The organism is Phenylobacterium sp. SCN 70-31, assembly GCF_001724605.1.
In the GTDB taxonomy this organism is placed as follows: Bacteria; Pseudomonadota; Alphaproteobacteria; order Caulobacterales; family Caulobacteraceae; genus Phenylobacterium.
The window spans coordinates 1-25,683 of the sequence record NZ_MEEX01000026.1; the positions used below are offsets into that span (position 1 = coordinate 1).

The window sequence follows — 25,683 nt, forward strand, 5'->3', positions numbered from 1 at the left end:
AACGACGAGTTCATGGCCGCCGCGGGTCAGGCGCAGGGTCCCCCTCCCCCGGACGGGGGAGGAGGCGCGCATGACCTGGCCCCGCCGCAGGCGCGCCCCTTCCGTGTCTTCTGTGTTTTCCGTGGTTTCAAACGACGGCGCCTGCGGCGCCATGACCCGCCTCTAGGAGAGAACCCCATGCGCTTCACCAAGGATCACGAGTGGGTCGTCCTCGAGGGCGACACGGCCACCATCGGCATCACCGCCTACGCCGCCGAGCAGCTGGGCGACGTGGTGTTCGTGGAGACGCCCGAGGTGGGCAAGACCTTCCAGGCGGGCGACGCCTTCGCGGTGGTCGAGAGCGTCAAGGCGGCGTCCGACGTCTACGCCCCCATCGCCGGCGAGGTGGTCGAGGCCAACCCCGAGCTGACCGAGGCCCCCGAGACCGTCAACGCCTCGCCGGAATCCGGCGGCTGGTTCGCCAAGGTCCGTGTCGCCGACCCGGCCCAGTACGAGGGCCTCATGGACCGCGACGCCTACGAAGCCTTCCTGGCGACCCTCTAGGCCCCGCGCGACGCGCAGATGAATCGAACCACGGAAAACACAGAAAGCACAGAAGCCCGCCGGGCCACGGCCCCTTCCGTGTCTTCTGTGTTTTCTGTGGTTCCAGATGACAGCGCCTGCGGCGCGCACAGAGTGACCCGATGAGATACCTCCCCCTCACGCCCGACGACCGCGCCCAGATGCTCGGCGTCATCGGCGCGCCCGACATCGACGCCCTGTTCGCCGACGTGCCCCGGGCCGCGCGCCTGGCCGGGCCGGTGGACCTGCCCGCCCACGCCGGCGAGATGGAGGTCGAGCGCGCGCTGTCGGCCCTGGCGGCGCTCAATCGCCCGGCCGGCGCGGGGCCGTTCTTCTGCGGCGCGGGCGCCTATCGCCACCATGTGCCGGCGACGGTGGACCACATCATCCAGCGGTCCGAGTTCCTGACCAGCTACACGCCCTATCAGCCCGAGATCGCCCAGGGCACGCTCCAGGTGCTGTTCGAGTTCCAGACCCAGGTGGCCGCCCTGACCGGCCTCGATGTGGCCAACGCCTCGATGTACGACGGCTCCACGGCCTGCGCCGAGGCGGTGATGATGGCCAAGCGCGTCACCCGGCGCGGCAAGGCGATCCTCTCGGGCGGCCTGCATCCCCACTACGCCGCCGTCACCCGCACCCTGGCCGAGGCCGAGGGCATGCAGACGGTGCGCCAGCCGGCCGCCGTCGACGCCGAGGCCGCGGTCGTCGACGCCATCGACGACCAGACCGCCTGCGTCGTGGTCCAGACCCCCAACGTGTTCGGCGTCGTCACCGACGTGAGCCGGATCGCCGAGGCGGCCCACGCCAAGGGCGCGCTGCTGATCGTCGTGACCACCGAGGCGGTGGCGTTCGGCCTGCTGAAGTCGCCCGGCGAGATGGGCGCCGACATCGCCGTGGCCGAGGGCCAGTCGATCGGCAATGCGCTCAACTTCGGCGGCCCCTACGTCGGCCTCTTCGCCTGCCGCGAAAAGTTCGTCCGCAACATGCCCGGCCGCCTCTGCGGCGAGACCGTCGACGCCGACGGCCGGCGCGGCTACGTGCTCACCCTCTCGACGCGCGAGCAGCACATCCGCCGCGAGAAGGCCACCTCCAACATCTGCACCAACTCGGGCCTCTGCGCCCTGGCCTTCTCGATCCACATGTCGCTGCTGGGCGGAAAGGGGCTGGGCCGGCTCGCCCGGGTGAACCACGCCCGCGCCCGCGAGCTGGCCGCCGCCGTGGCCGGGGCGGGGGTCGAGGTGCTGACGCCGCGCTACTTCAACGAGATCGCCGTGCGGGTGACGGGTTCGGCCGCCGCCCTTGTGGACGCCCTGGCCGCCGACGGCATCCTGGCCGGCGTGCCCTATTCGCGCCTCGACCCGCACGCGGGCCTGGACGACGTGCTCCTGCTCGCCGCCACCGAGACCACCACCTCCGAAGACATCGCGGCGCTGACGGCCGCCCTTTCCGCGAAGGCCGCCCGATGAGCATGAACACCGTGGGCCGTCCCACCCGTCCCGAAGGCGCCGCCGGGCCCGCCGGCTTCGCCTCGCTCACCGGCGGCCGAGGCCTCCTCCAGGACGAGCCGCTGATCTTCGAGCTGGGCGGCTGGGACAAGACCGGCGTCGACCTGCCCGAGCCCGAGGCCGATGCGTCGGACCTCGCCGGCCTCGTCCGCGAAGACCTGCCGCTGCCGGGCCTCTCCGAGCCCGAGGCCGTGCGCCACTACGTGCGCCTGAGCCAGAAGAACCACGCCATCGACCTGGCGCTCTATCCGCTCGGCTCGTGCACCATGAAGCACAACCCGCGCCTCAACGAGAAGGCCGCCCGCCTGGCCGGGTTCGCCGACCTGCACCCGCTCCAGCCGGCGTCCACGATCCAGGGCGCGCTGGCGCTCATGGACCGCCTGGCCCACTGGCTGAAGACGCTGACGGGGATGCCGGCCGTCGCCCTCTCGCCCAAGGCCGGCGCCCACGGCGAGCTCTGCGGCCTGCTCTGCATCAAGGCCGCCCACGAGGCCGCCGGCCAGGGCCACCGCCGCAAGGTCCTAGTGCCCACCTCGGCCCACGGCACCAACCCGGCCACCGCCGCCTTCGTCGGCTACGCCGTCACCGAGATCGCCCAGACCGACGACGGCCGCGTCGACCTCGCCGACCTCGAGGCCAAGCTCGGCCCGGACGTCGCCGCCATCATGGTGACGAACCCCAACACCTGCGGCCTCTTCGAACGCGATGTCCTTGAAATCGCTCGCCTGACCCACGCCGCCGGCGCCTACTTCTACTGCGACGGAGCCAACTTCAACGCCATCGTCGGCCGCGTCCGCCCGGGCGACCTGGGCGTCGACGCCATGCACATCAACCTGCACAAGACCTTCTCGACGCCCCACGGCGGCGGCGGGCCGGGCGCGGGGCCCGTGGTCCTCTCCGAGGCCCTCGCCCCCTTCGCCCCGGCCCCCTGGGTCCTCTCCGCCGCCGACGGCTTCCAGCTCCTCGAGGAGCCCACCGGCGACGCCGCCCAGGCCTTCGGCCGCCTCTGCGCCTTCCACGGGCAAATGGGCATGTTCGTCCGCGCCTACGCCTACATGCTGAGCCACGGCTCGGACGGCCTGCGTCAGGTCGCCGAGGACGCGGTGCTCAACGCCAACTACGTCAAGGCCCGCCTCTCCGACGTCATGTCGCCCGCCTTCCCCGACGGCCCCTGCATGCACGAAGCCCTGTTCGACGACGCCTGGCTGGAGGGCACGGGCGTGACCACCCTCGACGTCGCCAAGGCCATGATCGACGAGGGCTTCCACCCGATGACCATGTACTTCCCGCTGGTCGTCCACGGCGCAATGCTCATCGAACCCACGGAAACCGAGTCGAAGGCCGAGCTGGACCGCTTCTGCGAAACTCTGCGCGCACTGGCCGCGGCGGCGCGGCAAGGCCAGGCCGAGCGGTTCAAGGGCGCCCCCTTCCTGGCCCCGCTTCGTCGCCTGGACGAAACCCTCGCCGCGCGCAGGCCTAAGCTCGCGTGGCGCCCGGAGCCCGCCACTGTGGCGCCGGCGCCATCTGCGGCTGAATAGACGCGCGTGAGGAAAAATTAACGGGTAGGCGTCTTTACGGGACTCTCCCACGTACGCATATGGGAGGGGCGATGGCGGGACCTCCCCGCTCCGCCACGCGCCCCCCAGGACTACCCAAGTGACTTTCGCCATGCCCCCTTTGCGCGTGTACCGCGCCGCAGACGATCTCGCGCGCGAGATCGCCGGCCGCATCAAGCGGTTCGGCATGGTGATGCTTGGCTTCGCCATCATCATCGCGGGCATCGCCATCGCGCCCCTGCCGGGCCCCGGCGGGATCCCGGTGATCGTGGTCGGGCTGATGGTCGTCCTCAAGAACTCGTTCAAGGCGCGCCGCCAGTTCGTGCGCCTGCATCGGGCGCACCCCAAGGTGCTGTCGCCCATCCGGCGGCTGCTGCGCCGCGATCCCGAGTTCCTGCTGCTGTTCTACCAGCAGACCCTGCGCGTCGAGCGGGTGATGATTCCGCGTCGCATGCGCTTCGTGAAGCCGCTCCGCCGGAAGTTCCGGCGGCGGCGGTAAGCACCGCTGCGGAGCGACGTCGTTTCGAGACGCACAGTCGCGCAGAGCGATGGGTCTCCCAGCGTCAAGCCACAGAGTGCGCGCGGTCGCCGCGCGCCTTGACCGCCGGATCTCATCGGGATGGACAGCGGGGCGTCCACGAACCCCACAACCGACGGGACAATCCGTTAGCCGGCGCTCTCCCCAGGCGGAGCGCCGCGGCCTGTGCGTGCGGTTGTGGGATTCGTGGACAGGTCGCGGGTGTCCGGCGTTCCCCAACGCCAGTCACCCGACCTCGGGCCACGGTCTCCGGGGTGCGGAGAAGCAGGCGGCCCGATCTCTTGGACTACTGCAGCTTCCCCGCCATCTGACCAATCGCCTGGTCGATCAAGGGGTCGCTCTTGGCGCCTGACAGGCGCTGGGACAGCACCTGCTCAGCCATCTGCGCGGCCAGTTCGGCGGCGGCGGCGCGGACTTCCGATTCCGCCTGGGCCTCGGCCACCTGGATGCGTTGTTCGGTCAGCTTCTGGCGCCGGGCCAGGCTTTCCTCCAGTTTCGCCTTCGCGTCGGCCTCGTAGAGACGGACCTGCTCCTGAGCGGCGGCGAGCATGTCCTTGGCCTGGCGTTCGGCAGTCTCGCGTTCAGCCTGCAATTCGGCGAGCAGCTTCTGGGCCTCTTCCCGGATGCGGGCCGCCTCGTCGAGGTCGGACTGGATCTTGGCGGCCTGGGCGTCCAGCGCCCCCGCGATCGCCCGCGGCGCCTTGGCCACGAAGATCACGATCGCCAGGAAGATCACCAGGCCGGCAGCCACCCAGAATTCGGCGTGGGCGGGATTCAGGAAGGCAGGCATCAGGCGTTCCCCTGCACAGCGCGGGCCTCGGTGGCCGTCACCGGCTTGCCGGTGAGCTTCTCCACCATGGTGCTCGCCACGTCGGCGGCGATCCCCTTCACGTTCGACATGGCGCCGTCGCGCATTGAACGGATACGGGTCTCGGCGGCCTCGATCTGCTTGGCCAGTTCGGCGTCCTGGGCGGCCTGGCTGCCGGCAAGTTGCTCGGCGGCGGCGGCCTGTGCGTCCGCCACGAGGCGGCGCGCCTCGCCACGGGCGCGATCGATCTCGACCTTCATGGCTTCGGCCTTGGCGTCGGCCTCGGCTTGCACGCGGCGAGCATCGTCCAGCGCGCCGGCGATGGTCTCAGCGCGTGCGTCCGCCACCTTCCGGAACCGCGGCACGAACACCCGCGCGAACAGGACATAGAGGATCGCGAACAGGACCAGCAGCCAGACGATCTGGCCGCCCCAGTACTGGAACTCGAACTGCGGCAGGCCGCCGCTCTCGGCGTGATGGCCGGGAACCTCGGTCGAGCCGACGGGCGCGTGGCCGTGCGCGTCGGCGCTCGGCGCGGATGTATTGTCAGGGGCCATCAGGCGCGACAGTCCTTGGCGACCGGCTCAAGGGCGGACCGGAAGGCCCGCCCGTAGCCGGCGCGGGCTTTAGCTGAAGAGGATGAGCAGGCCGAGCACGAAGGCCAGAATGCCCAGCGCTTCGGTCAGAGCCGCGCCCAGGATGAGGTTGGTGAACTGGCCGCCGGCGGCCGACGGGTTGCGCGTCGCGCCTTGCAGGAACCCGCTGAAGAGGGTGCCGACGCCGATGCCCGCACCGATCATGCCGAGGGTCGCCAGACCCGCGCCGATGAACTTAGCCGCTTCCGCTTCCATGATGATGTCGTCCCGATACGAAGTTTGAGGGTTGGGGTTGAGTGGCCGGCCGTCAGTGATGATGGCCGAGATTGACCACGTCGTTCAGATAGACGCAGGCCAGAACCGCAAAGACGAAGGCCTGGAGGAAGGCCACCAGGAACTCAAGCGCCGTCAGAGCCACGACGCCGCCCAGCGACAGCATGGCGCCGGGAATGCCCAGCAGGCCCAGACCGCCGCCGGCCGCGAGCGCGCCCAGGGAGACGACGAAGCCTGCGAACACCTTCATCGCCACGTGGCCGCCCAGCATGTTGCCGAACAGACGCAGCGCCAGGGTCACCGGCCGCAGCATGAACGAGATGAACTCGATCGGCGTGACCAAGATCAGCATGTACCAGGGCACGCCGGCCGGGACGAAGAGCTTGTACATATTCGCGCCGTTGCGGGCGAAGCCGACGATCAGCACCAGCAGGATGGTCATCGCCGCGAGCGTCGCGGTCACCGCGAGCTGGGACGTCGCCGTGAACACCAGGAACATCCCCAGGATGTTCATGGTCAGGACGAACAGGAACAGCGTGAAGATGAACGGAAAGAACTTTCGGCCCTCGTGGCCGATGATCGAGGTGGTCAGGTTGTCGATGTAGTTGAACGCCGCCTCGCCCACCATTTGGAGGCGGCCGGGCACAACCTCGCCCTTGGCGGTGGCCAGGGCGAAGAATCCGGCGATCGCGGCCGCGGCCAAGGTCATGGCCAGGGTCGAGTTGGTGAACGCCATGTCGATGACGCCCACGCCGGGGATCGTGAAGTCGGGGAGGTCCACGATCTTGCGGACCTCGAACTGTTCCATCGGACCGGCCATGCCGCCCTGAACTCCTCAATCTTCCTCGTCGTCCGGAGGCAGGTCCCGTGGCGGGCCCAACTCCCGTTCGAACTCGGCCTGCATCCGACGCGCGGACCGAACCGTCATCCAAATCGAGACCGCGAAGCCCACAAGGACCCCCACGATCATGCCCCAAGGCGCGGTTCGGGCCAGCGCGTCCACGGCGGCCCCGAAACCCAGCCCCACAAACAGCCCGCCCAGCAGGACGCCGAGCAGCCTGTAACCGTACCCCGCCGCCTTGACCCCGTAGTCCTGGGGAGTCTGGGCCGTGCGCGCTTCGAGCGCTTCCGCCCGGACGCTCAACTGGCGAAGCGCCTCCTCGCGCGTCTCTTTTCGATCCGCCATGACAGGAAGGCCTCTGGTCCGAAAGACCGCCAGGGCGGCTTTCAGGTCGCGCGGAACCTATAGAGGCGGGTGCAGTGCGTCAAGGTTCGTTGGACGCCTATTATATCGTTGTTTTGCTTGATGTTTTCAGGCGCCCTTGCGAGGGAGGCATCCTGACGCGGCGTTACTGCGCCGCCATCGCCTCGGCCTGTCGCAGGTCCACCGACACCAGCTGCGAAACGCCCCGCTCGGCCATGGTTACGCCGAAGAGCCTGTCGGTCCGCGCCATGGTCACGGGATTGTGGGTGATGACGATGAAGCGGGTCTCGGTGCGCCGGCACATCTCGTCCAGCAGGTTGCAGAAGCGGTCGACGTTGGCGTCGTCCAGCGGCGCGTCCACCTCGTCCAGAACGCAGATCGGCGCCGGATTGGCCAGGAACACGGCGAAGATCAGGGCCGCCGCGGTCAGCGCCTGCTCGCCGCCGCTCATCAGGCTCATGGTCGCCATGCGCTTGCCGGGCGGACAGGCGTAGATCTCGAGCCCCGCCTCCAGCGGATCGTCCGATTCCACCAGCCGCAGCTCGGCCTGGCCGCCCTGGAACAGGGTCTCGAACAAGGTCTTGAAGTGATCGTTGATCACGCCGAACGCCGCCGTCAGGCGCTCACGACCCTCGTGGTTCAACTCGTCGATGCCCTGGCGCAGACGCGCGATGGCGCCGGTCAGGTCGGCCCGCTCGACGTTCATCGTTTCGAGACGTCCGGCCAGTTCCTGCGCCTCCTCTTCGGCGCGCAGGTTCACCGGCCCGATTCCCTCGCGCTGGCGTTCCAGGGCGAACAGGTGCGCCTCCATCCCCTCGGCGTCGGCGGGGATGGCCACAGCCTCGTCGGCCAGCTTGCGGGCCAAGGCTTCGGGCTCCATGCGCGCGGCCTCCCGGAGGTTGGCCGCCACCTCCTCCAGTCGCTGTTTCGCCGCCTCGTCATGCGCCGTCAGGCTGGCGCGGACTTCGCGCGCTTCGGCGGCGGCGGCGTCCGCGGCGCGCAAGGACCGTTCCGCCTCGGCGCGCTCGCGCTCCGCGGCCGCCAGCGCATCGGACGTCCCGGCCCGGCGCGCCTCCGCGGCCGCCAGTTCGTCCAGCAGAGCGGCCTTACGGCTCTCCAGAGTGGACGGTGCGTCCCGGGCGGTCGCCAACGCCGCGTGTGCGCCGGCCCGCGCGTCGTCCAGGGCGCCGACCCGCTTCGCCGCGGCCTGCGACCGGCGCGTCCAATCCTCATGCTCGCGAGCGACGGACTCGCGCCGACGGGCGCGGCCGTCCCGCTCGCGAATCTCCAGCTCGTAGGCCGCCCGCGCAAAGGCGGCCGCCTCGCGCGCCGGACCGGCCGCGGCCCGGGCGGCCGCGAGAAGATCGGCGAGGTCGTCGTCCGAATCCGCGCCCCCCACCGTGGCCAGCACCTCGGCCAGCGCCGCCTCGTGCTCGGCCAGCTCCGCCTCGAACCGCCCGATCAGGTCATCCAGGGACGCCGCCCGCGCCGCCTTCATGGCGGCTTCGCGATCCAGACGCTCCAACGCCGCCCGCGCCTGCACCACACGCTGTTCCAGGGGCGGCGGCTCCCGGCGGGCGGCGCGCAGCGCCTCGTCGGCCGCGCGCACCTGCGCCAGCGCGGCCGTCGCCGCCTCCCGCGCCGCCTTCGCTTGCGGCTGCAGGGCCTCGATCCCGGTCTCGACCTCGGCGAGGCGCGTCTTCTGCTCCAGACGAATCGCCGCGGGCTTGGGCGCTTCGGCGCGCGCGACGAAGCCGTCCCAGCGCCACAGATCGCCTTCCTTCGAGACCAGCCGCCCGCCGGGCGGCAGGGCCTTCTGCAACCGGTCGCCGGCGGCGCGGTCCACAAGCGCCACGAAAGCCAGCCGCGCCGCCAGCGCCGCCGGCGCCCGCACCAGCGGACCAAGCGGCGTCGCGCCTTCGGGCCATGTCGGCGCCGTCACGTCCCGCCCGCTCCAGTGGGCAGGGGCGGCAGGGTCGAGGGCGGCGTCCAGGTCGTCGCCGAACGCCGCCGCCAGGGCGACCTCGTAGCCGCGATCGGGCGCCACGCTGTCGAGCGCCGGGGCGAAGCCGCCCCGCTTCGCCTGAGCCACCAGTCCGGCCAGCGCACGGGCCTCGGCGGTCAGGCGGCCGAGCTGTTCCTCCAGCTTGCGGGCCGCCTCGCGCGCTACGGTCTCGGCGTCGTTGGTCCGGGCGCGCTCGTCCTCGGCGGCGTCCAGGGCGCCGCGAGCGGCCGCAAGCGTCGCCTCGGCGGCGGCCAGCGCCCCGCGCGCCGCGTCGGCCTGGGGATCGGCGGCGGGTCCCAGCGCAGCGCGTTCGCCGCGAGCCTGTCTCGACCTCGGCGTCGGCCGCCGCGCGAGCGTCCTCGGCGGCCCGGGCCGCGGCCTCCAGCTCGGGACCCCGCTCGGGCGCGGCGGCGATCTCGGCCTCCAGCGCAGCCAGGTCCCCGGCCAGCCGCGCCAGCGCCTGGCCTGCGTCCTCGACGATGTGGGTCTCGCGCGCACGGTCCGCGTCGATCCGCGCGAGGTCGTCGGAGAGCCGCTTCAGTTCGGCCGCGTGGGCCTCGGCCTCGCGATCCAGGCGGTCCTTGTCGATGGCCAGCTTGTGCAGAATCGCCGCGGCCACGGTCTCGGCCTCGCGCAGGGGCTTCAGCGCCGCCTCGGCCTCGGCGGCCCGGGTGGTCGCGGTCGCGGCGACGCGGGCGGTCTCCTCCACCGCCCGATGGGCGGCGCGGGCTTCGGCGGCCAGCCGCTCGGCCGCCGCCTTCGCCTCGGTCCATTTCGCCACGAGCACGGCGCCCTGCAACGCCCGGATCTCGGCCGAGAGCCTCTTGTAGCGTTCGGCCTGCCGCGCTTCGCGCTTCAGGCGGCCCAGGCTGGCTTCGAGTTCCTGGCCCACGTCGTCCAGCCGTGTCAGATTGGCCTCAGCCGCCCGCAGGCGCAGCTCGGCCTCGTGGCGCCGCGAATGGAGGCCCGAGACGCCGGCCGCCTCCTCCAGGATCAACCGACGGTTCTGCGGCTTGGCGGCGATCAGCTCCGAGATCTGCCCCTGCCGCACCAGGGCGGGCGAGCTGGCGCCTGTCGAAGCATCGGCGAAAAGAAGCTGGACATCGCGGGCGCGGACTTCGCGGCCGTTGATCCGGTAGGTCGAGCCCGCGCCACGGTCGATGCGCCGGATCACCTCGATGACCGGGTGATCGTTGTAGGCCGGCGGCGCACGCCGGGCGGCGTTGTCGATGGTGAGCGAAACCTCGGCGTGGTTGCGCCCGGGCCGGTTGGCCGCGCCGGCGAAGATCACGTCGTCCATACCGCCGGCGCGCATCGCCTTGGCGGAATTGGCGCCCATGACCCAGCGCAGCGCCTCCAGCAGGTTCGACTTCCCGCAGCCGTTCGGCCCGACGATGCCCGTGAGTCCCGGCTCGATCCGGAACTCTGTCGGATCGACGAAGGACTTGAAGCCCGCGAGCCTGAGCCGCTGGAAGTGCACGGCCGCTAGCGCCTCCCCCCGGTCTTGCTGAGCGCCTTGGCGATGGCCGCGTCGAGCTCGGCCAGAGTGGGAGTATGTCCCACCTGGAGCATCACGCCATTGACGAAGAACGTCGGTGTTCCCGTCACCTTGTCGACACCGGTGGCGTACTCCAGGCGGCTGGAAAGGGCGTCGTTGGCCTTCGCATCGCTGAGGCAGGCTTCGAACTGCGCCTCGGTGATCCCGTTCTCCTTGGCGATCTCGAGGAAGATCGGCTTGATCTGCCCGGAACCCCAGCGGCCCTGACTGCGGAAGACCTGATCCAGGATGTCGAAGTAGCGCGTCCCGCCGTTGCAGCGGGCCAGCAGGAAGCCGGCGGCGGCGACCTGGGCCGGCGCAGTCAGCAACTCCCGCACCGTGAAATAGACCTTGCCGGTGTCGACGTACTTCGCCCGGAACGCCGGGAAGACGTCCTCGTGGAAGTGCGCGCAGTGCGAACAGCTCAGCGAGAGATATTCCACCACATGGACCGGCGCCTTGGGGTTTCCCAGGCTCATGTCGCCCGGCGCGGACTTGACCGCCGCGCGCGCCTGGGCGGCCGCCAGCATCGCGCCGGCGGCGGCGCTCACGCACACGGCGCGGCGCGAGGGCGTCCTCATCCTACTTCGAGGCCGCCGCGATCGCGGCGTCCAGCTCTTCGAGGGTCATGGCGCCTTCCTTGACCACCTTGCCGTTGACGACGAACGTCGGCGTGGAGCTGATGTTCTGGCGTCGGGCCGACTGTTCGACGCGGGCGTTCAGCGCCTCCAGGGCCTTCTCGTCCTGAATGCAGGCGTTGAACTGCTGTTCGGTCATCCCGGCCGACTGGGCCACCTTGAGCAGAACGCCGCGGGGATCGCCCGAGGTGAACATCTCCTGCTGGCTGTGGAAGATGGCGTCCACGACCCCGAAGTACTTGTCCTTCCCCGCGCAACGGGCGGTCAGGAAGCCGGCGGCCGCCACGGCGATGGGCGGCGTCGGGAATTCGTGCAGCGTGTAGCGGACCTTGCCGGTGTCGATGTACTTGGCCTTGAACGCCGGAAGGACCTCGAGCGCGAACTGGCCGCAATGGCCGCAGGTCAGGGAGGCGTATTCCTCCACATGCACCGGCGCCTTGGGGTCGCCCATCGTCATGGCGTCTGCCGAGGCGCCGCCGGCGCTCCCGGCCTGATTGCAGCTCGCAAGCGCGAGCGCGGCGCCCGCCGCGGCTGCGGCCATCACCAGGCGACGGCTGAGGTTCGACATGCACACCTTCCGGAGCTTCTGAACAAAGGATTAAAGCGCGATTCCCGCGCGGCCCAACCGCCGTCTTCACGACGCGGCCGGCGCCAACTGCCGATGCGACCGCGGCGGATGTGTGTCAACCGCCGGCGCGACGGGTCATGACCCCACGGCCGAGCTTCAGCAGGGCGTCCTTGAGCCGCCCTTCCGGCGCCCCGGACAGGCCGTCGGCCAGTTCGGCCTCGACCGCCGCATCGAGCGGAGCGGCGGCGCGGCGCGGGGCCGGCGGCGGCGCCGGGCGGCGAAGCGGCCCCTGGACGATCCGGAGCTTCTGCACGGCCTCCGGTCCCAGGAACAGGTTCACCCGCGCCAGGATCTCATGGGCCTGATGCTGGATGATGGCCGCCGCCGGCCCGGCCACCCGGATCTCCAGCGACGAGGGGCCGCCGTTCCGGCCGCGCGTCAGCTTCACCGGCTCGGTGCGCTGGGCGATCTGCGGCCCCACGACCTCTCGCCAGCGGGCCGCCAGGGCGTCGGCGCCCTGGCCGAAGCGGCCGTCCATGTCCTTCAGATAGGTCTTCAGCGCCCGGGCCGCGGGCGGCGGGGGCCGGTGCGGCGGACGTGTCCGCTTGGCGGCCAGGATGGCGCGGGCCTCTTCGAGGCTGGGAAGGGGTGGGCGGCGTCGCACGGCCCTAGTCTAGCGTCGCGACGGGGCGCGGTGCTAGGCCAGGGCGCGTGAACGTCGAAGCCCTCCGCGCCGCACTCCTCCACTGGTACGACGCCGCCGCGCGGGACCTGCCCTGGCGTGTGGGGCCGCGCGAGCACGCCGCCGGCGTCCGGGCCGATCCGTACCGGGTCTGGCTGTCCGAGGTGATGCTGCAACAGACCACCGTGCCGCACGCCACGCCCTACTTCCTGAAGTTCACCACCCGCTGGCCCACGGTCGGCGACCTGGCCGCCGCGCCAGACGCCGACGTCATGGCGGCCTGGGCCGGCCTCGGCTACTACGCCCGCGCCCGCAACCTTCTGGCCTGCGCCCGGGCCGTCGCCCGCGACCACCGCGGCGTCTTTCCCGATACGGAAGAGGGCCTGCGCGCCCTGCCCGGCCTCGGCCCCTACACGGCGGCGGCCGTGGGCGCGATCGCCTTCGACCTGCCCACGAACGTCGTGGACGGCAACGTCGAGCGGGTGATGGCCCGGCTGTTCGCGGTGGAGGCGCCCCTGCCGGACGCCAAGCCCGAACTGAAGCGCCTGGCGGGCGGGCTGATCCGCGACCACCGGCCCGGGGACTGGGCGCAGGCGCTCATGGACCTGGGCGCCACCGTCTGCCGGCCCAGGGCGCCGCTCTGCGACCGCTGCCCCGTCGCCGCCCACTGCGCCGGCCTGGCGACGGGAGCTCCCGAGAGCTATCCGCGCAAGACCGCCAAGGCCGAACGGCCCCACCGCCACGGCGCGGCCTTCATCCTGACCCACGGCTCCCGGATCGCCCTCGTCCGGAGGCCGCCCAAGGGCCTTCTGGGCGGAATGCTGGCGCTGCCCACCACGGACTGGCGCGCCACCTCATGGGGCGAGGCCGAGGCCGTGGGCGCCGCGCCCGCCCAGGCGGCCTGGCGCAGCGTGGGCGAGGTGGAGCACGGCTTCACCCACTTCACGCTCACGCTCCGCCTGCTGCGAGCCGACGTGGACGTCTCAGCCGCCAGCCGCGACCTGATCTGGACCCCCCGCCGCGACCTCGACGCGCTCCCCAGCGTCTTCCTCAAGGCCGCCCGCGCAGGGTTGTCGAACTTGCTGTAGGGGGCAGCCCGGATCAGGCGTTCCGAGGCGGACTCGGCTGGAACGGATGGTCGCAGGGCAACATGTCTTCCGGGAACGCGTCGGGCAGGAGATCGCCCGTGGCGAGGCCGGCCAGGAAGCTGGTGAGGTCGCAATCCAGGACCTCGAATGTGCTCGACCCCCGGCTCCAGACCACGACACGCCAATCCTCGGGCGCGCCGCGCGGCAGCCAGAAGAGATGGTCACCCTCGTCTGTGCCGCCGAAGGTGATCAGGCCTCCCGGTTCCGGCCACAGGGTGTACGGAAGTTCTTCGTCCTCCAGGAATATGCCCCTGACCCTATGAATGTCCGCCTCGAAGCGCGTGTAGGTGTTCTGGTTCCTCGGCACATTGATTCCGAGGAACTCCATGAAGTAACCGGATCCATAGACGCGCACGAAATCCTTGTAGTCCTGGGGCAACCTGGTCCCTAGTTCCGCCTCTATCGGCTCCCAGGGTCCTACAAACGCCTCGGACGGGATCGCCGGAGGTGGAACGGCCTTCAGCAGAGCCTCGATGGTCATTTCGGGCGCCCCGCTGGATTCGGGATGATCTTGGCGACAGGCGCACCCTCCGCTCCGTAGGCCGACAACAACACTCCCCACGGGGGCAGGGCGCCCGGACCATACAGCGGCGTTGCGAAGTACTCGACGAGTTCGCCATCGCGCACCCTCCGCTTCACGGCCTGCTCGAACCCCCGCATCTGAGGCGTATTGGCTCCGTGATGGGTGAGCGTGACCAAATTCCTCGGATCGCCTCCCGACCCTCCGAGGTCTCTCGCGACAAGATGGCCCCTGGCCTCGTTGAAATCTCGGCCATTCCCCTGCCAACCGGGAGGATGTATCCGCCGGTCGGGGCGCGTCCCTGAACCAAGCATCGACGACCATAGCGATGCGACAGAGCCTTGCGCCCGGCCGTCCTTTCGGGGCTCTCGATAGCTCGGGTTCGGGCGCGTCCAACGCGGTTCCGGGAGACGTCGCGGCGGCGGCGCGCCACGTGCTCTCGGTCCCGTCATCAAGGCGTCCGCCGCATTCCCGGCCGTGAGCGCGGCCTCCAGCTTCGTCGGCGAGGCGGTCATCAACGAAGCTAGGCCATAGGCGGCGCCGGCCAACGGACTCTTCGCCATGAGAGACGCGTTTTCGATGGCTCGCCGCCGCGCCGCCAGTTCGGCAGGCGAAATCCGAGGATCGTTGGTCGGGACGAGGACATTCGCCTGCCCGTTGTCGACCTGTCGGTAGGTCCGCCCACCGATCGTGACGACATCGTTGGAATAGGGCGCCTGCCAGATGTTGTCCGATCGCCATCCCAACGGCATTAGCGCCGACGCATGCATGGATATCGGCGACTTGGGAGGGTTCTCAGAAGCCTGTTTCCTGAACCGCTCCTCCCACATCATTTCATCGTACAACTCCCCCGCCGGATCCGGAACGGAACGCGGCGTCCCCCTCGGCATGGCCGCCATCGAGCACCCCCTTCGTTGAAAGGTCTGTTTCCGGGAACCGCCAGTCACCACAGTCCCCGATGGCTGCATCCTCACATAGATGGCGGGAGAAGTAAAGAACAAAAGAAGAACATTTTGCCTGCAGCACGGCGGGCGATACACGCGGATCGCAAGCCGCCGCTCACGCAATAGGACCGGTTCCGGGTTGGCTAAGCCACCGGCTTAGGGTCGCGCGGGAACGCGAAGGTCAGGGTGACGAGGGCGACCAGCGACATGGCCAGGGCCGCGGCCGGGATCGCCGGCACGCCGAAGGCCGCCAGGGCCGCGCCGCCCAGGGTGGCGCCCGTGGCCTGGCCCATGGCGAAGACCGAGCCGTTGAGCGCCAGCGCCACCGGCGCCCCGCCGGTCATCTGGACCAGCCGCGACTGCGTCACCGGCGAGATAGAGAACAGCGCCGTGGCCGCCAGGAAGATGGCGGCCAGCACCAGCCCCTGGGTGGCCGGACCGTCGGGCAGGACCTGGTGCGTGGCGGCGTAGTGCAGGCTCATGGCCACGCCCTGGAGCGCGATGCACTGGAGCACCCAGGCCTTGCCGGCGCCGCGGTCGGCGGCCCGGCCGCCCAGCCACAGGCCCATCGCCGCGCCGAAGCCGATCATCGACTGGAACAGCGCCACGCCCGCCCCGGTCACGCCCGCGCCGACCCGGACGATGGGGGCGATGTAGAGATTCAGCGTCATGTTGGCGGCGAAGGTCAGGAAGCTGGTCAGGTAGAGCGGCCAGATGCCGGCGAGGTCCAGCCGCCCGCCCTCACGCTTCGCCGGCGCCCGCACGCTGGGCAGGAAGACCGCCACCGCCGCCAGGGCCACGCCGGCCAGGATGGCCGCCACGACGAAGGTCGCCCGCCAGCCGAACATCGCGCCGGCCACGCTGCCAATGGGGATGCCGACCACGAAGGCCAGGGTCATGCCGCCCGTCACCATGGCCAGGGCCGAGCCCCGCCGCTCGGGCGGCGCGAGCGCGGCGGCGGCCACGCTGGCGGCCGGTCCCGACATGGCGCCCGCCACGCCCGCGAAAGCGCGGAAGACCAGCAGGGTCTCGTAGTTGGGCGCGATCGCGCAGGCGAGGTGCAGCACGAGCCCGAGCGACAGGCCCAGGATCACCACCAGCCGGCGGTCGAGCCGGCCCAGCAGCCAGGCCGCCACCGGTCCCAGCACCGCCGAGGTCAGGACGTAGGCCGTCTGGAGCTGGCCCGCCACGGCGGTGGACACGCCCAGGTCGGCGGCCATCTCTTCCAGCAGGCCCGCGAAGATGAACGCCGCCGAGCCGAACGCGAAGGTGCACAGCGTCAGGACATAGATGCGCGGGTTCAACGTCTCCGCCCGCCCATGTCACCCCCCCAAACGCTTGTTTGACTCCAGGGTGGCCGAAGATCGGGTACGTCGTCCAGCCCCCGGCTGCCCATGCGGGGGAGAATGTGCGCCGCGGGCGGTGAAGGTCAGGCCGGCGTCTGGGCCCGGACCTTGGCCCGCAGGACGTCGATGGGCGCCAGTCCGGCGTCCGTCTTGAAATGCCAGTAGGTCCAGCCGTTGCACGCGGGCGCGGACTGCACCATCGCCCCGACCTTGTGGATCGAGCCCGCGAATTCGCCCACCACCAGGCTGCCGTCGGCCCGAACGCGCGCCGCGTTCTGGCCGCGGGGGCAGTAGAGCACGTCGCCCGGCCGCACGAGACCCGCCTCGACCAACGTGCCGAACGGCACGCGCGGCTCGGCCTTCTTCGAACCCGTGACCACCATCTCCTCGGCCGTCGCCGGGATCACCCGGGCGATCCGCGCCTCGGCGATCCGCGCATACTCGGTCTCGCGCTCGATGCCGACGAACCGGCGGCCCAGCCGGCGGGCGACGGCGCCCGTGGTGCCGGTGCCGAAGAAGGGGTCCAGGATCACGTCGCCGGGCTTCGTCGAGGCCATGATGACCCGGTGCAGCAGCGCCTCGGGCTTCTGGGTCGGGTGGGCCTTGGCGCCGTTGTCGTCCTTGAGCCGCTCCTCGCCGGTGCATAGCGGCAAGGTCCAGTCCGAGCGCATCTGCAGCTCGTCGTTGGCCATCTTCATGGCGTCGTAATTGAAGGTGTAGCGCCGCCCGCCCCGGCTCTTCGCGGCCCAGATGAGGGTCTCGTGCGCGTTGGTGAAGCGCGTGCCCTTGAAGTTCGGCATCGGGTTCGACTTGCGCCAGACGATGTCGTTCAGGATCCAGAAGCCCAGGTCCTGCACCGCCACGCCGACGCGGAAGATGTTGTGGTAGCTGCCAATCACCCAGAGCCCGCCGTCGTCCTTGAGCACCCGGCGGCATTCCGCCAGCCAGGCGCGGGTGAAGGCGTCGTAGGCGGCGAAGCTCTCGAACTGGTCCCAGTGGTCGTCGACCGCGTCCACCTTGGAGTTGTCCGGCCGCAGCAGATCGCCGCCGAGCTGGAGGTTGTAGGGCGGGTCGGCGAACACGAGGTCGACCGACCGGTCGGGGAGCTTCTTCAGCTCCTCCAGGCAATCGCCATTCAGGATGGCGTCGATCGGTAGCCCCATGGCCCAGTCCTCAAAGCACAAAAGACCCTGAATCCTCGGGCGATATGGTGAACGTCCCGTCAACAGCCCCCGGTCGGGGCCGGGCTACGCGGCCTCGCGCACCGCCATGACGTGCGCTTCGAGCGCGCCGACGAGCTGGGGCACCGAGACCGGCTTGTTCAGGTGGGCGTCGGCGCCCGCGGCGATCCCCGCGTCCACATGCTCCTGCAGCCCGTTGGCCGACACGATCAGGATCGGCATGCGTTCCCGGCCGCTCGAACGCTCCCAGGCCCGGATGCGGCGGGTGGACTCGAACCCGTCCATCACCGGCATCTGGATGTCCATCAGCACGGCGTCGAAGGCCCCGGTCATCGCCGCCTCCAGGCCGGCATGGCCGTCGGCGGCGGCGGCGTGCTCGATGCCCACCGCGTCCAGCATCAGGCCGAGCACCTGGCGGTTCACCGCATTGTCGTCCACGACCAGGATGCGGACGCGTCCCGGCTCGGGCTCGGCGGCGGCGGTGTCCGATTGGACGGCCAGCCCCCGATCCTGGCCCGGATCCGGATGCGGGAGACCGTCCGAGCCGGCCACCACGCCCGGCTCGTCGACCAGTGGGGGCAATTCGAGATCGAAGACGAAGACGGCGCCCGCGCCGGGTTCGGACCGCGCGTCCAGCACGCCGCCCATCAGCGCCACATATTCCCGGCAGATCGCCAATCCCAGCCCCGCCCCGCCGTGACGGCGCGTGGAGCTGTCGTCGGCCTGCTGGAAGCGACCGAACAGGACGGCCTTCATCGCAGCGTCGAAACCCGGCCCGGTGTCGCGCACCTCGAACCGCACCTTATCGCCCGCCCGGGACAGGGCCAGCGTCACCCGGCCCGTGTCCGTGAACTTCACGGCGTTGTTCACCAGATTCCCCAGTACCTGCCGCAGCCGCAAGCCGTCGCAGGCCACGCGCCCACCCGCGTCCGGGGCGACCTCCAGGTCCAGCACGAGGCCCTTCTGTTCCGCGCGCGCCGCGTAGAGGCTGCGAACGGAGGCGGCGACGTTGGCCAGCGACACGGGCTCCGGGCGCAGCACAGCCGCGCCGGCCTCCACCCGCGCCAGATCCAGAAGATCGGTCAGCAGGGCGTTCAGCAGGGAGCCCGAATCCTGGATCACGCCCACCAGTTCCCGCTGACGCACGCTCAGCTTCGTGCCCGCCAGCACGTCGGCCACACCCAGCACGCCGTTGAGCGGCGTACGGATCTCATGGCTCATGTTGGCGAGGAACTGGCTCTTGGCGCGGTTGGCCGCCTCTGCGGCGTCGCGCGCCTCGGCGAGGACGCGGGTCGTTTCGAGTTGTTCGGTGACATCGGTCAGCACCGTCACCCCGCCGCCATCCGCCGTGGAGAACGACTCGTGGCGTAGCGTCCGGCCATCGGTCGTGACGAGATGCATCGGCGGCGAACCACCGTCGGCGGCCTCGCATCGCCGCTCCGGATCGCCGCGGTCGTCCAGATGGCGCCACCCGGCCCGTATCACGGCATCCACAATGACCTGGCGGGTCATTCCCTCGAGGACATCGACGCCCGCATCGCTCATCATCCGCGCATAGGCGTAGTTCCAGGACACGAGGCGGCTGCGCGCGTCGTAGAACGACAGCGCCGAGGGCACCACGTCCAGGGCGTCCCGCAGCCCACCCAGGGTGGTCCGCCGGCCCAGCCGCTCCATGGCGATCAGGCTGCCGCCGGCGGTGAGGATCATCGCGGCCATGACCGCCGCCGCCGTCGCCAGGACGGCGCGGCCGGCCAGTTCCGAAGGCAGCGCCATCGTGGGATCGGGAACCAGCCGCACGGCCGCCATCGCGGTGAAGTGGAGGCCCACGATCCCGAGCAGCAGAAGAACGGTCGCCATGGCCCAGCGAACATGCCCCCGCAGCATCGTACGAGCCGTGAACGCCGCCGCGCCCGCCAGGACACCGATAGCGATGGCCGCGATCACATAGCCCACATCCCATTCGAACCGCGCCTGGGCGCGCATGGCCGCCACACCCGTGAAGTGCATGGCGCCGACAGCCATGCCGGTGAGCCCGCCGCTGGCCATCGCCACCCGCCGACCGGGTTGCAGGGCGGGAAACGCGAACCCCAGGCCCATGCCGACGATAGCCATCGCCAGCGACAACGCCGTCTCGACCGGCGCGTAGCCGATGGGCAGCCAGGGCTGATACGCCAGCATGGCGATGAAGTGCGTGGCCCAGACGCCCGAGCCCGCGACCAGGCCGGTGAGTCCGATCCACGCCAGGCGATTGGTCGTCGCCCTCGCCCGAAGCGCTCTGGCGTGGAAGCCAAACGCGGCTGCGGAGGCGGACGCGCATACCAGGGCGGCCAGGACCACGAGCCGCAGGTCATGCTCGACGAGAACGCAGGTCAAAACCGAATACATGGGACGCTCGCCGGGGGGACTGGCCGCGAACCTAGACATCACACCTTAATAAGGCGCGACCCGTTTCAACCCAAAGTTGATTATATATTTCAATCACATCCAGGGTGCCGCCGACCGTCCGGGCAGGGCTGGAATCCGCCTGCCTCACCCGGCCGCCGACGGCGAAGATCCGGTCAGAACGGCAACTCTTCCTGCGCCGCCCCGACGGCCCGCGGGTCGATGCCCGCCAGCACCAGCTTCACCGGCCGCCAGGCCCGCCGGTGGATCTCGCACGGTCCCAGGGCGACCAGGGCCTCCAGGTGGCTGGGGGCGTTGTAGCCCTTGTGCCGGGCGAAGCCGTAGCCGGGGTAGCGCGCGTCCATCTCGGTCATCAGCCGGTCGCGGGCCACCTTGGCCAGGATCGAGGCCGCGGCGATGGACTTCGACTTGGCGTCGCCCCCCACCACCGTCCTCACCTCGCACGGCAGGTCGAAGCGATAGTTCCCGTCCACCAGCGCGTACGCGGGCGGCGTCGCCAGCGCCGCGACGGCCCGGCGCATCGCCAGCCCCGTGGCGTGCAGGATGTTGAGGTCGTGGATCTCCTCCACCGAGGCGAAGCCGACGCCCCAGGCCAGGGCCGTGGCCTTGATCTCGATCTCCAGACCCTCGCGGGCCTTGGCCGTCAGCTTCTTAGAGTCGTCCAGACCCTTGGGAACCTTCCGAGGATTGTCCGGCAGGATCACGGCCGCCGCCGAAACAGGTCCCGCCCACGGCCCACGGCCGGCCTCGTCCACGCCGCAGACCGGGCCGCCCACGAAGGCGCGTTCCAGCAGGAGGGTGGGACCGCGGGCCATCCTAGCGTCCCGCCGCAGCCGCGCTCGCCGGCGCGAGACGCCCGGCGTCCATCGCGCCGTACAGATGCTCGCAGCCCCCGAGCAAGAGCGCGGCAGCCAGGATCACAACCCTCATCGCGCCAGCCGCTTGACCCGCTCGTACTGCGGGCACGAGGTCATGTGATCGTTCACGATCCCCACCGCCTGCATCCAGGCGTAGACGATCACCGGCCCCACGAACTTGAAGCCCTTGGCCTTCAGCGCCTTCGAGACCTCGACCGCCAGCGGGGTCTGGGCGGGAACCTGGCCCAGGCCGGTCCAGGCGTTCTGCAGCGGCTTGCCGTCCGTGAAGCTCCAGCAGAATTCCGAGAAGTCCTCGCCGCGATCCCGCATGTCCAGGTAGATGCGGGCGCCGTTGATCGCCGCGTCGATCTTGGCGTTCGAGCGCACGATGCCGGCGTCGGCCATCAGCCGGGCGCGGTCGGCCTCGCTGTAGCGCGCCACCGTCTCGGGATCGAAGCCGTCGAAGGCCGCGCGGAAGGCGTCGCGCTTGCGCAGGATGGTGATCCAGGCCAGCCCGGCCTGGAAGCCGTCAAGCACCAGCTTCTCCCACAGCGCGCGGGAATCGTACTCCGGCACGCCCCATTCGGTGTCGTGATAGGCCTCGTACAGCGCATCGCCGGCCATGCCGCGCCATTCGCAACGAGTCGGGGTCTCGGACATGCCCCAGTCTCGCCGGTCCGGAGCGCCGGAACAAGAGGGGAACCATGCCGTTCGAAGGTTTCATGCCGTCGCAGGTCGACGCGTGCGTCACGGGGCGGCGCGCCACCGCCGCTACCGCCGCACGGACTGCCGAGACGCACATGATGCAGGTTCTTTGATCTCCTGGATTCCATGGCGGATCGATCCTGGCGAAGCCTATCGCGCCGGCCGGTCCTCGCCGCTCGACAGCACTTCGCCGGGGCGCAGGTCGCCAGCCAGCACCTCGGCTCCGGGCTCTGGGCTCCGGGCCTTGGAAAACGAACGGCGTGATTGTGCGCCGCGGACTCCTCAACTAGCGTCACCGTTGGACCGGGGGGACCAACATGCGCTGGTATGCCATCGTCGCTGGAGCACTCGGCTTCGCCGCCATTTCAGCGGCCGTCGTGATCGCCAGCCATTGGGGCCAGATGACCGGCGGCCCGCTGGGTCTCGTCGGGATTCTGTTCATCGAACTGGGTCCGATCTCCAAGCTGACTGTCCTGGCCTCCGTCGGCCTGATCATCGCGGCGATCGCCGTGGCGGCGATGCAACTCGGCGGCTCGAAATCCCCGGAAGATCTGAATCTCCTGAGGATTCTCGCGCGGGTGAGCCCACTCCCCGGACTCGCAGCCGCGGCGCTGGACGCCTACAACATCCATGCCGCCGCGCAGCGGATCGGAAATGTCAGCTTCGAGGTGATGGCGCCCAGCGTCGCCGGCGCGGTCCTGGTGGCCGGCGTCGGCCTGCTTTCCGGTGCGTTCGCCGTGGCCGCCTACGCGGTCGTCGCGGGCCGCAGCCGGTCAGTCTGAAGCCTCACCCACAGCCGTCGCCATCCAGGTCGGAACCTCGGCCCTGGCCGCGCGCCCCGCCACCGTGAGGTCCGCGCCCAGCGCGCGGTCCAGCCTCAGCAGCGCCATCGCCCGGCCCTCGCCCCCCGACAGCACCTCGCCGGCGCGCAGGTCGCCGGCCAGCACCTCGGTTCCGGGCGCCGGCGCCGGACCTTCGAATACGACCGGCAGCATGCGCGACTTGATCGTCCCGCGGCGCTTCATCCGCGACGTGGTCTCCTGGCCGACGAAGCAGCCCTTCCTGAAGTCGACGCCGTTCAACAGGTCGAAATCCGCCTCGATGGGATAGGTCCGCTCGACGCCCCAGTCCGCCGGGCCGGGCACGCCCAGCCGCAGCTTCTGGGCCTCGCGCGCGGCCTCATCCGCCTCGACCGCCCCCGCCGGCGTCGCCGCGCCGTAGCCCCGCCAGCCCAGGTCCGGCAGGCGCGGATCGGCCGCCCAGAACCCTTGCCCCGGGCGCTCGGGGACGCCGCCCGGGTCCGCCGAGAAGAGGGCCGCCACCGGCGTGTCCTCCGCCGCCAGCGTCACCTTCGCCCGTAGCCGGTACATGGTCAGCCGCTGGAGCAGCGCCTCGCGGTGCGCGGCCTCGACGTCCAGCCAGGCGCCGTCCCCGCGCCCCACCACGAACAGGTCGTAGAGCAGGCGCCCCTGAGGCGTCAGCAAGGCGCCGAACCGCGCCTCGCCCGGCGCCAGGGTGGTCACGTCCTGGGTGATGAGGTTGTTGAGGAAGCCGCGCCAGTCGTCCCCGCCCACGGCGATCAGGGCGCGGCTTTCGAGACGGGCGAAGATCGGAGCATCAGACATGACGCCAATTTGGGACGCGCCGCGGTGGAGCGCCAGCGTCCGGCGACCTATAAGCGCGCAATGGCCCCCGCCTCCGCCTTTCCCATCCTCTTCATCACCGCCACGCGCATCGGCGACGCGGTGTTGTCCTCGGGCCTGATAAAGCGTCTGGCCGACGAGATCCCGAACGCGCGCTTCACTATCGTGGCCGGGCCGGACGCCGCGCCGCTGTTCGCCCACGTTCCGGGCCTGGCCCGCACGATCGTCATGACCAAGTCGCCCTTGGGCGGCCACTGGTTCGGTCTGTGGCGGCAGGTGCGGCGCACGAAGTGGGGTCTGATCGTCGACCTGCGCGGCTCGGGGATCTCGCGCTTCCTGTCCACCCGGCGCCGCGCGATCCACCGCAAGGCCGCCCAGCCGGCGCACAAAGTGCTGGAGGCCGCGCGCACTCTGCGCATCGACGACGAGCCGGCGGCCCCGCACATCTTCACCAGCCCCGACGTCGAGGCCCTGGCCGACGAACTCACCGCCGGCGCGGGCCCGATCCTGGCGCTCGCGCCCGCCGCCAACTGGATCGGCAAGACCTGGCCCGTCGAGCGCTTCGCCCAGACGGCCATGCGCCTGCTCCGCGAACCGGGAGCGCCCCTGTACGGCGGCCGCATCATGGTGCTGGGCGGGCCGGGGGACGAGCGCCTGGCCCTGGCGCTGCGCGACGTGGCCCGAAAGGGCTTCATCGACCTGGCGGGCAAGGCCGACCTCGTCACCGCCTTCGCCTGCCTGAAGCGGGCGCGGCTCTTCATCGGCAACGACTCGGGCGCCATGCACCTGGCCGCCGCGGCCGGCTGCCCCACCCTGGGCCTGTTCGGGCCGTCCGACGAGCGCCTCTACGCGCCGTGGGGACCGGATGCCCGCGTCGTCCGCGGCCCCCGCAGCTTCGAGGAGATCCGCGCCGCCGACCCCGGGTTCGGCCAGGTGATCTGCCATATGATGGACCTGCGGATCGAAACGGTCGTATCCGCCGCCAAGGACCTGCTGAAAGCCACGGAACCCGCCGATGCCCCATGACACCAATGGCACGTATGACCTGATCGTCCGCGGCGGCGAGGTGGTGAACCACGCCGGGCGCGGGCTCGCCGACGTGGGCGTCCGCGACGGCCGGTTCGCCGCCATCGGCGACCTCTCCCAGGCCTCGGCCGGCGAGGTGTTCGACGCCACGGGGCTCACCGTCCTGCCCGGCGTCATCGACACCCAGGTCCACTTCCGCGAGCCGGGTCTGGAGTGGAAGGAAGACCTGGAGACCGGCGCCCGTGGGGCCGTCCTTGGCGGCGTCGTCGCCGTGTTCGAGATGCCGAACACCGAGCCCACCACCACCGATCCCGACACGCTGGCCGACAAGCTGGCCCGGGCGAAGGGGCGCATGCATTGCGACCACGCCTTCTACGTCGGCGGCACGCACGAGAACGCCCGGTTCCTGGGCGAGCTTGAGCGGCTGCCCGGCTGCTGCGGGATCAAGGTGTTCATGGGCGCCTCCACCGGCACGCTGCTGGTCCAGGACGACGCGGGGGTCGAAGAGGTCCTGCGCCACATCAACCGCCGCGCCGCCTTCCACTCCGAGGACGAATACCGCCTGGCCGAGCGCCGGCCCCTGGCGCGCACCGGCGACTGGACCAGCCACCCCGAGGTGCGCGACGCCCAGTCGGCCATCCAGTCCACCGAGCGGCTGGTGCGGCTCGCCCGCAAAACGGGCAAGCGCATCCACGTCCTGCACGTCACGACCCGGGAAGAGATCGCCTACCTCGCCGCCCACAAGGACGTGGCCTCGGTCGAGGTGACGCCCCAGCACCTCACCCTCGCCGCCCCGGAGGCCTACGAGCGGCTGCAGGCCTTCGCCCAGATGAACCCGCCGATCCGCACCGCCGAGCACCGCGAGGGCCTCTGGGCCGGGGTGGCCAACGGCGTCGCCGACGTGATGGGCTCGGACCACGCCCCCCACACCCGCGAGGAGAAGGCCCGGCCCTACCCCGCCTCGCCCTCGGGCATGCCGGGCGTGCAGACCCTGGTGCCGCTGATGCTGACCCACGTGGCCGAAGGGCGGCTTTCGCTGGAGCGTTTCGTGGACCTCACCAGCCACGGCGCCAACCGCGTGTTCGGGCTGGCCAACAAGGGCCGCATGGCCGTGGGCTACGACGCCGACCTCACCCTCGTGGACCTGAAGGCCCGCCGCACCATCACCCATGACTGGATGGCCACCCGCTCGGGCTGGACGCCCTTCGATGGCGTCGAGGCCAAGGGCTGGCCGATGGCCACCATCGTCCGCGGCCGCGTCGTCATGCGCGACGACGAGATCGTGGCGCCAGGCCTGGGCGAGCCGGTCCGGTTCCTGGAGACGCTGGGCGGCTAGTCCGGGGCCACGACCGCCGTCGGGAAAATCGCCCGCATTTCCTGGTCGCCTGTCGAATCGCGCCCGATGCGCGCGTCTCCCCGGTGACGCGCGCATCCGCGTC

The 25,683-nt window shown here is 70.8% G+C and carries 24 protein-coding genes and 1 pseudogene; 8 read left to right on the top strand and 17 right to left on the bottom strand.

What is annotated here, in order from left to right:
- Positions 1–177: 177 nt before the first annotated feature.
- The 4 genes from gcvH (at position 178) to ABS78_RS17335 (ending at position 4,121) form a co-directional block, all read left to right on the top strand.
- Complete coding sequence (gcvH, locus tag ABS78_RS17320; protein WP_293382148.1) at positions 178–543, top strand: glycine cleavage system protein GcvH; 366 nt, start codon at positions 178–180, stop codon at positions 541–543.
- Between the two features lie 140 nt (positions 544–683).
- Complete coding sequence (gcvPA, locus tag ABS78_RS17325; RefSeq protein ID WP_293382151.1) at positions 684–2,027, top strand: aminomethyl-transferring glycine dehydrogenase subunit GcvPA; 1,344 nt, start codon at positions 684–686, stop codon at positions 2,025–2,027.
- Positions 2,024–3,604, top strand: a complete 1,581-nt coding sequence (gene gcvPB / locus ABS78_RS17330) for an aminomethyl-transferring glycine dehydrogenase subunit GcvPB (protein WP_293382154.1) — start codon at positions 2,024–2,026, stop codon at positions 3,602–3,604. The genes gcvPA and gcvPB overlap by 4 nt, the downstream gene beginning before the upstream one ends.
- Positions 3,605–3,734: 130 nt before the next feature.
- Entirely contained in the window at positions 3,735–4,121 is a 387-nt protein-coding gene (locus tag ABS78_RS17335) for a PGPGW domain-containing protein (RefSeq protein ID WP_293382157.1), read from the top strand.
- 325 nt (positions 4,122–4,446) lie between these two features.
- On the opposite strand, the gene ABS78_RS17340 is transcribed toward ABS78_RS17335, so the two are convergent.
- From ABS78_RS17340 to ABS78_RS17380, 9 genes and pseudogenes are all read right to left on the bottom strand, one after another.
- Entirely contained in the window at positions 4,447–4,950 is a 504-nt protein-coding gene (locus ABS78_RS17340; RefSeq protein WP_293382160.1) for a F0F1 ATP synthase subunit B, read from the bottom strand.
- On the bottom strand, positions 4,950–5,525 hold the full coding sequence (locus ABS78_RS17345) for a hypothetical protein (RefSeq protein WP_293382163.1): 576 nt from the start codon (positions 5,523–5,525) through the stop codon (positions 4,950–4,952). The genes ABS78_RS17340 and ABS78_RS17345 overlap by 1 nt, the downstream gene beginning before the upstream one ends.
- 69 nt (positions 5,526–5,594) lie before the next feature.
- Positions 5,595–5,819: a F0F1 ATP synthase subunit C gene (locus ABS78_RS17350; protein WP_293382167.1), complete on the bottom strand. Its 225-nt coding sequence runs from the start codon at positions 5,817–5,819 to the stop codon at positions 5,595–5,597.
- 52 nt (positions 5,820–5,871) lie between these two features.
- The gene (locus tag ABS78_RS17355) at positions 5,872–6,657 is read right to left on the bottom strand and encodes a F0F1 ATP synthase subunit A (RefSeq protein WP_293382170.1); all 786 of its coding nucleotides are present in this window, start codon (positions 6,655–6,657) and stop codon (positions 5,872–5,874) included.
- Positions 6,658–6,672: 15 nt separating this feature from the next.
- On the bottom strand, positions 6,673–7,023 hold the full coding sequence (locus tag ABS78_RS17360) for an AtpZ/AtpI family protein (RefSeq protein WP_293382173.1): 351 nt from the start codon (positions 7,021–7,023) through the stop codon (positions 6,673–6,675).
- A gap of 163 nt (positions 7,024–7,186) precedes the next feature.
- A pseudogene (locus tag ABS78_RS17365) lies at positions 7,187–10,526 on the bottom strand (AAA family ATPase).
- 5 nt (positions 10,527–10,531) lie between these two features.
- Positions 10,532–11,164: a DsbA family protein gene (locus ABS78_RS17370; protein WP_293382176.1), complete on the bottom strand. Its 633-nt coding sequence runs from the start codon at positions 11,162–11,164 to the stop codon at positions 10,532–10,534.
- A 1-nt stretch (position 11,165) separates the two neighbouring features.
- A complete protein-coding gene (locus tag ABS78_RS17375) occupies positions 11,166–11,789 on the bottom strand; it encodes a DsbA family protein (protein ID WP_293382179.1) in 624 nt (207 codons plus the stop codon).
- 115 nt (positions 11,790–11,904) lie between these two features.
- Positions 11,905–12,453, bottom strand: a complete 549-nt coding sequence (locus ABS78_RS17380; RefSeq protein WP_293382182.1) for a DciA family protein — start codon at positions 12,451–12,453, stop codon at positions 11,905–11,907.
- Between the two features lie 47 nt (positions 12,454–12,500).
- On the opposite strand from ABS78_RS17380, the gene mutY reads away from it, so the two are divergent.
- Positions 12,501–13,559 (top strand): A/G-specific adenine glycosylase, encoded by a 1,059-nt coding sequence (mutY, locus tag ABS78_RS17385; RefSeq protein ID WP_293382185.1) that lies wholly within the window; start codon positions 12,501–12,503, stop codon positions 13,557–13,559.
- A 13-nt stretch (positions 13,560–13,572) separates the two neighbouring features.
- Here the strand turns inward: mutY and ABS78_RS17390 are convergent, their stop codons facing one another.
- From ABS78_RS17390 to ABS78_RS17420, 7 genes are all read right to left on the bottom strand, one after another.
- Complete coding sequence (locus ABS78_RS17390) at positions 13,573–14,100, bottom strand: SMI1/KNR4 family protein (RefSeq protein ID WP_293382188.1); 528 nt, start codon at positions 14,098–14,100, stop codon at positions 13,573–13,575.
- Positions 14,097–15,038 carry a DNA/RNA non-specific endonuclease gene (locus ABS78_RS17395; protein ID WP_293382191.1) on the bottom strand — a complete coding sequence of 314 codons (942 nt, stop codon included), beginning with the start codon at positions 15,036–15,038 and terminating at the stop codon, positions 14,097–14,099. Before ABS78_RS17395 ends, ABS78_RS17390 begins: the two co-directional genes overlap by 4 nt.
- Positions 15,039–15,226: 188 nt before the next feature.
- Positions 15,227–16,387: an MFS transporter gene (locus tag ABS78_RS17400; protein ID WP_293382194.1), complete on the bottom strand. Its 1,161-nt coding sequence runs from the start codon at positions 16,385–16,387 to the stop codon at positions 15,227–15,229.
- Between the two features lie 125 nt (positions 16,388–16,512).
- Positions 16,513–17,592: a site-specific DNA-methyltransferase gene (locus tag ABS78_RS17405; protein ID WP_293382197.1), complete on the bottom strand. Its 1,080-nt coding sequence runs from the start codon at positions 17,590–17,592 to the stop codon at positions 16,513–16,515.
- 84 nt (positions 17,593–17,676) lie between these two features.
- Positions 17,677–19,995, bottom strand: a complete 2,319-nt coding sequence (locus tag ABS78_RS17410; protein WP_293382200.1) for an ATP-binding protein — start codon at positions 19,993–19,995, stop codon at positions 17,677–17,679.
- A gap of 173 nt (positions 19,996–20,168) precedes the next feature.
- Positions 20,169–20,828: a ribonuclease HII gene (locus ABS78_RS17415; protein ID WP_293382203.1), complete on the bottom strand. Its 660-nt coding sequence runs from the start codon at positions 20,826–20,828 to the stop codon at positions 20,169–20,171.
- A gap of 111 nt (positions 20,829–20,939) precedes the next feature.
- Positions 20,940–21,530 (bottom strand): DNA-3-methyladenine glycosylase I, encoded by a 591-nt coding sequence (locus ABS78_RS17420; RefSeq protein WP_293382206.1) that lies wholly within the window; start codon positions 21,528–21,530, stop codon positions 20,940–20,942.
- Positions 21,531–21,892: 362 nt separating this feature from the next.
- Here ABS78_RS17420 and ABS78_RS17425 point away from each other — a divergent pair, with 362 nt between their 5' ends.
- Positions 21,893–22,357: a hypothetical protein gene (locus ABS78_RS17425; protein WP_293382209.1), complete on the top strand. Its 465-nt coding sequence runs from the start codon at positions 21,893–21,895 to the stop codon at positions 22,355–22,357.
- On the opposite strand, the gene ABS78_RS17430 is transcribed toward ABS78_RS17425, so the two are convergent.
- A complete protein-coding gene (locus ABS78_RS17430) occupies positions 22,349–23,200 on the bottom strand; it encodes a folate-binding protein YgfZ (protein WP_293382212.1) in 852 nt (283 codons plus the stop codon). The genes ABS78_RS17425 and ABS78_RS17430 overlap by 9 nt on opposite strands.
- A 60-nt stretch (positions 23,201–23,260) precedes the next feature.
- Between ABS78_RS17430 and ABS78_RS17435 the strand changes: the two genes are divergently transcribed.
- Together ABS78_RS17435 and ABS78_RS17440 are read left to right on the top strand one after the other, a co-directional pair.
- Positions 23,261–24,244 (top strand): glycosyltransferase family 9 protein, encoded by a 984-nt coding sequence (locus ABS78_RS17435; RefSeq protein ID WP_293382215.1) that lies wholly within the window; start codon positions 23,261–23,263, stop codon positions 24,242–24,244.
- Positions 24,234–25,580, top strand: a complete 1,347-nt coding sequence (locus tag ABS78_RS17440) for a dihydroorotase (protein ID WP_293382218.1) — start codon at positions 24,234–24,236, stop codon at positions 25,578–25,580. Before ABS78_RS17435 ends, ABS78_RS17440 begins: the two co-directional genes overlap by 11 nt.
- The last annotated feature ends 103 nt before the right edge of the window (positions 25,581–25,683 follow it).

Excerpts from the sequence above, each read along its gene's own strand:
- ABS78_RS17370 (WP_293382176.1), bottom strand. The coding sequence starts at position 11,164 with ATGAGGACGCCCTCGCGCCGCGCCGTGTGCGTGAGCGCCGCCGCCGGC.
- gcvH (WP_293382148.1), top strand. The coding sequence starts at position 178 with ATGCGCTTCACCAAGGATCACGAGTGGGTCGTCCTCGAGGGCGACACG.
- ABS78_RS17415 (WP_293382203.1), bottom strand. The coding sequence starts at position 20,828 with ATGGCCCGCGGTCCCACCCTCCTGCTGGAACGCGCCTTCGTGGGCGGC.
- gcvPA (WP_293382151.1), top strand. The coding sequence starts at position 684 with ATGAGATACCTCCCCCTCACGCCCGACGACCGCGCCCAGATGCTCGGC.
- ABS78_RS17340 (WP_293382160.1), bottom strand. The coding sequence starts at position 4,950 with ATGCCTGCCTTCCTGAATCCCGCCCACGCCGAATTCTGGGTGGCTGCC.
- ABS78_RS17360 (WP_293382173.1), bottom strand. The coding sequence starts at position 7,023 with ATGGCGGATCGAAAAGAGACGCGCGAGGAGGCGCTTCGCCAGTTGAGC.
- ABS78_RS17395 (WP_293382191.1), bottom strand. The coding sequence starts at position 15,038 with ATGGCGGCCATGCCGAGGGGGACGCCGCGTTCCGTTCCGGATCCGGCG.
- ABS78_RS17350 (WP_293382167.1), bottom strand. The coding sequence starts at position 5,819 with ATGGAAGCGGAAGCGGCTAAGTTCATCGGCGCGGGTCTGGCGACCCTC.
- ABS78_RS17435 (WP_293382215.1), top strand. The coding sequence starts at position 23,261 with ATGGCCCCCGCCTCCGCCTTTCCCATCCTCTTCATCACCGCCACGCGC.
- gcvPB (WP_293382154.1), top strand. The coding sequence starts at position 2,024 with ATGAGCATGAACACCGTGGGCCGTCCCACCCGTCCCGAAGGCGCCGCC.
- ABS78_RS17375 (WP_293382179.1), bottom strand. The coding sequence starts at position 11,789 with ATGTCGAACCTCAGCCGTCGCCTGGTGATGGCCGCAGCCGCGGCGGGC.
- ABS78_RS17420 (WP_293382206.1), bottom strand. The coding sequence starts at position 21,530 with ATGTCCGAGACCCCGACTCGTTGCGAATGGCGCGGCATGGCCGGCGAT.
- ABS78_RS17390 (WP_293382188.1), bottom strand. The coding sequence starts at position 14,100 with ATGACCATCGAGGCTCTGCTGAAGGCCGTTCCACCTCCGGCGATCCCG.
- ABS78_RS17345 (WP_293382163.1), bottom strand. The coding sequence starts at position 5,525 with ATGGCCCCTGACAATACATCCGCGCCGAGCGCCGACGCGCACGGCCAC.
- ABS78_RS17355 (WP_293382170.1), bottom strand. The coding sequence starts at position 6,657 with ATGGCCGGTCCGATGGAACAGTTCGAGGTCCGCAAGATCGTGGACCTC.
- ABS78_RS17425 (WP_293382209.1), top strand. The coding sequence starts at position 21,893 with ATGCGCTGGTATGCCATCGTCGCTGGAGCACTCGGCTTCGCCGCCATT.
- ABS78_RS17410 (WP_293382200.1), bottom strand. The coding sequence starts at position 19,995 with ATGTATTCGGTTTTGACCTGCGTTCTCGTCGAGCATGACCTGCGGCTC.
- ABS78_RS17430 (WP_293382212.1), bottom strand. The coding sequence starts at position 23,200 with ATGTCTGATGCTCCGATCTTCGCCCGTCTCGAAAGCCGCGCCCTGATC.
- ABS78_RS17405 (WP_293382197.1), bottom strand. The coding sequence starts at position 17,592 with ATGGGGCTACCGATCGACGCCATCCTGAATGGCGATTGCCTGGAGGAG.
- ABS78_RS17335 (WP_293382157.1), top strand. The coding sequence starts at position 3,735 with ATGCCCCCTTTGCGCGTGTACCGCGCCGCAGACGATCTCGCGCGCGAG.
- ABS78_RS17440 (WP_293382218.1), top strand. The coding sequence starts at position 24,234 with ATGCCCCATGACACCAATGGCACGTATGACCTGATCGTCCGCGGCGGC.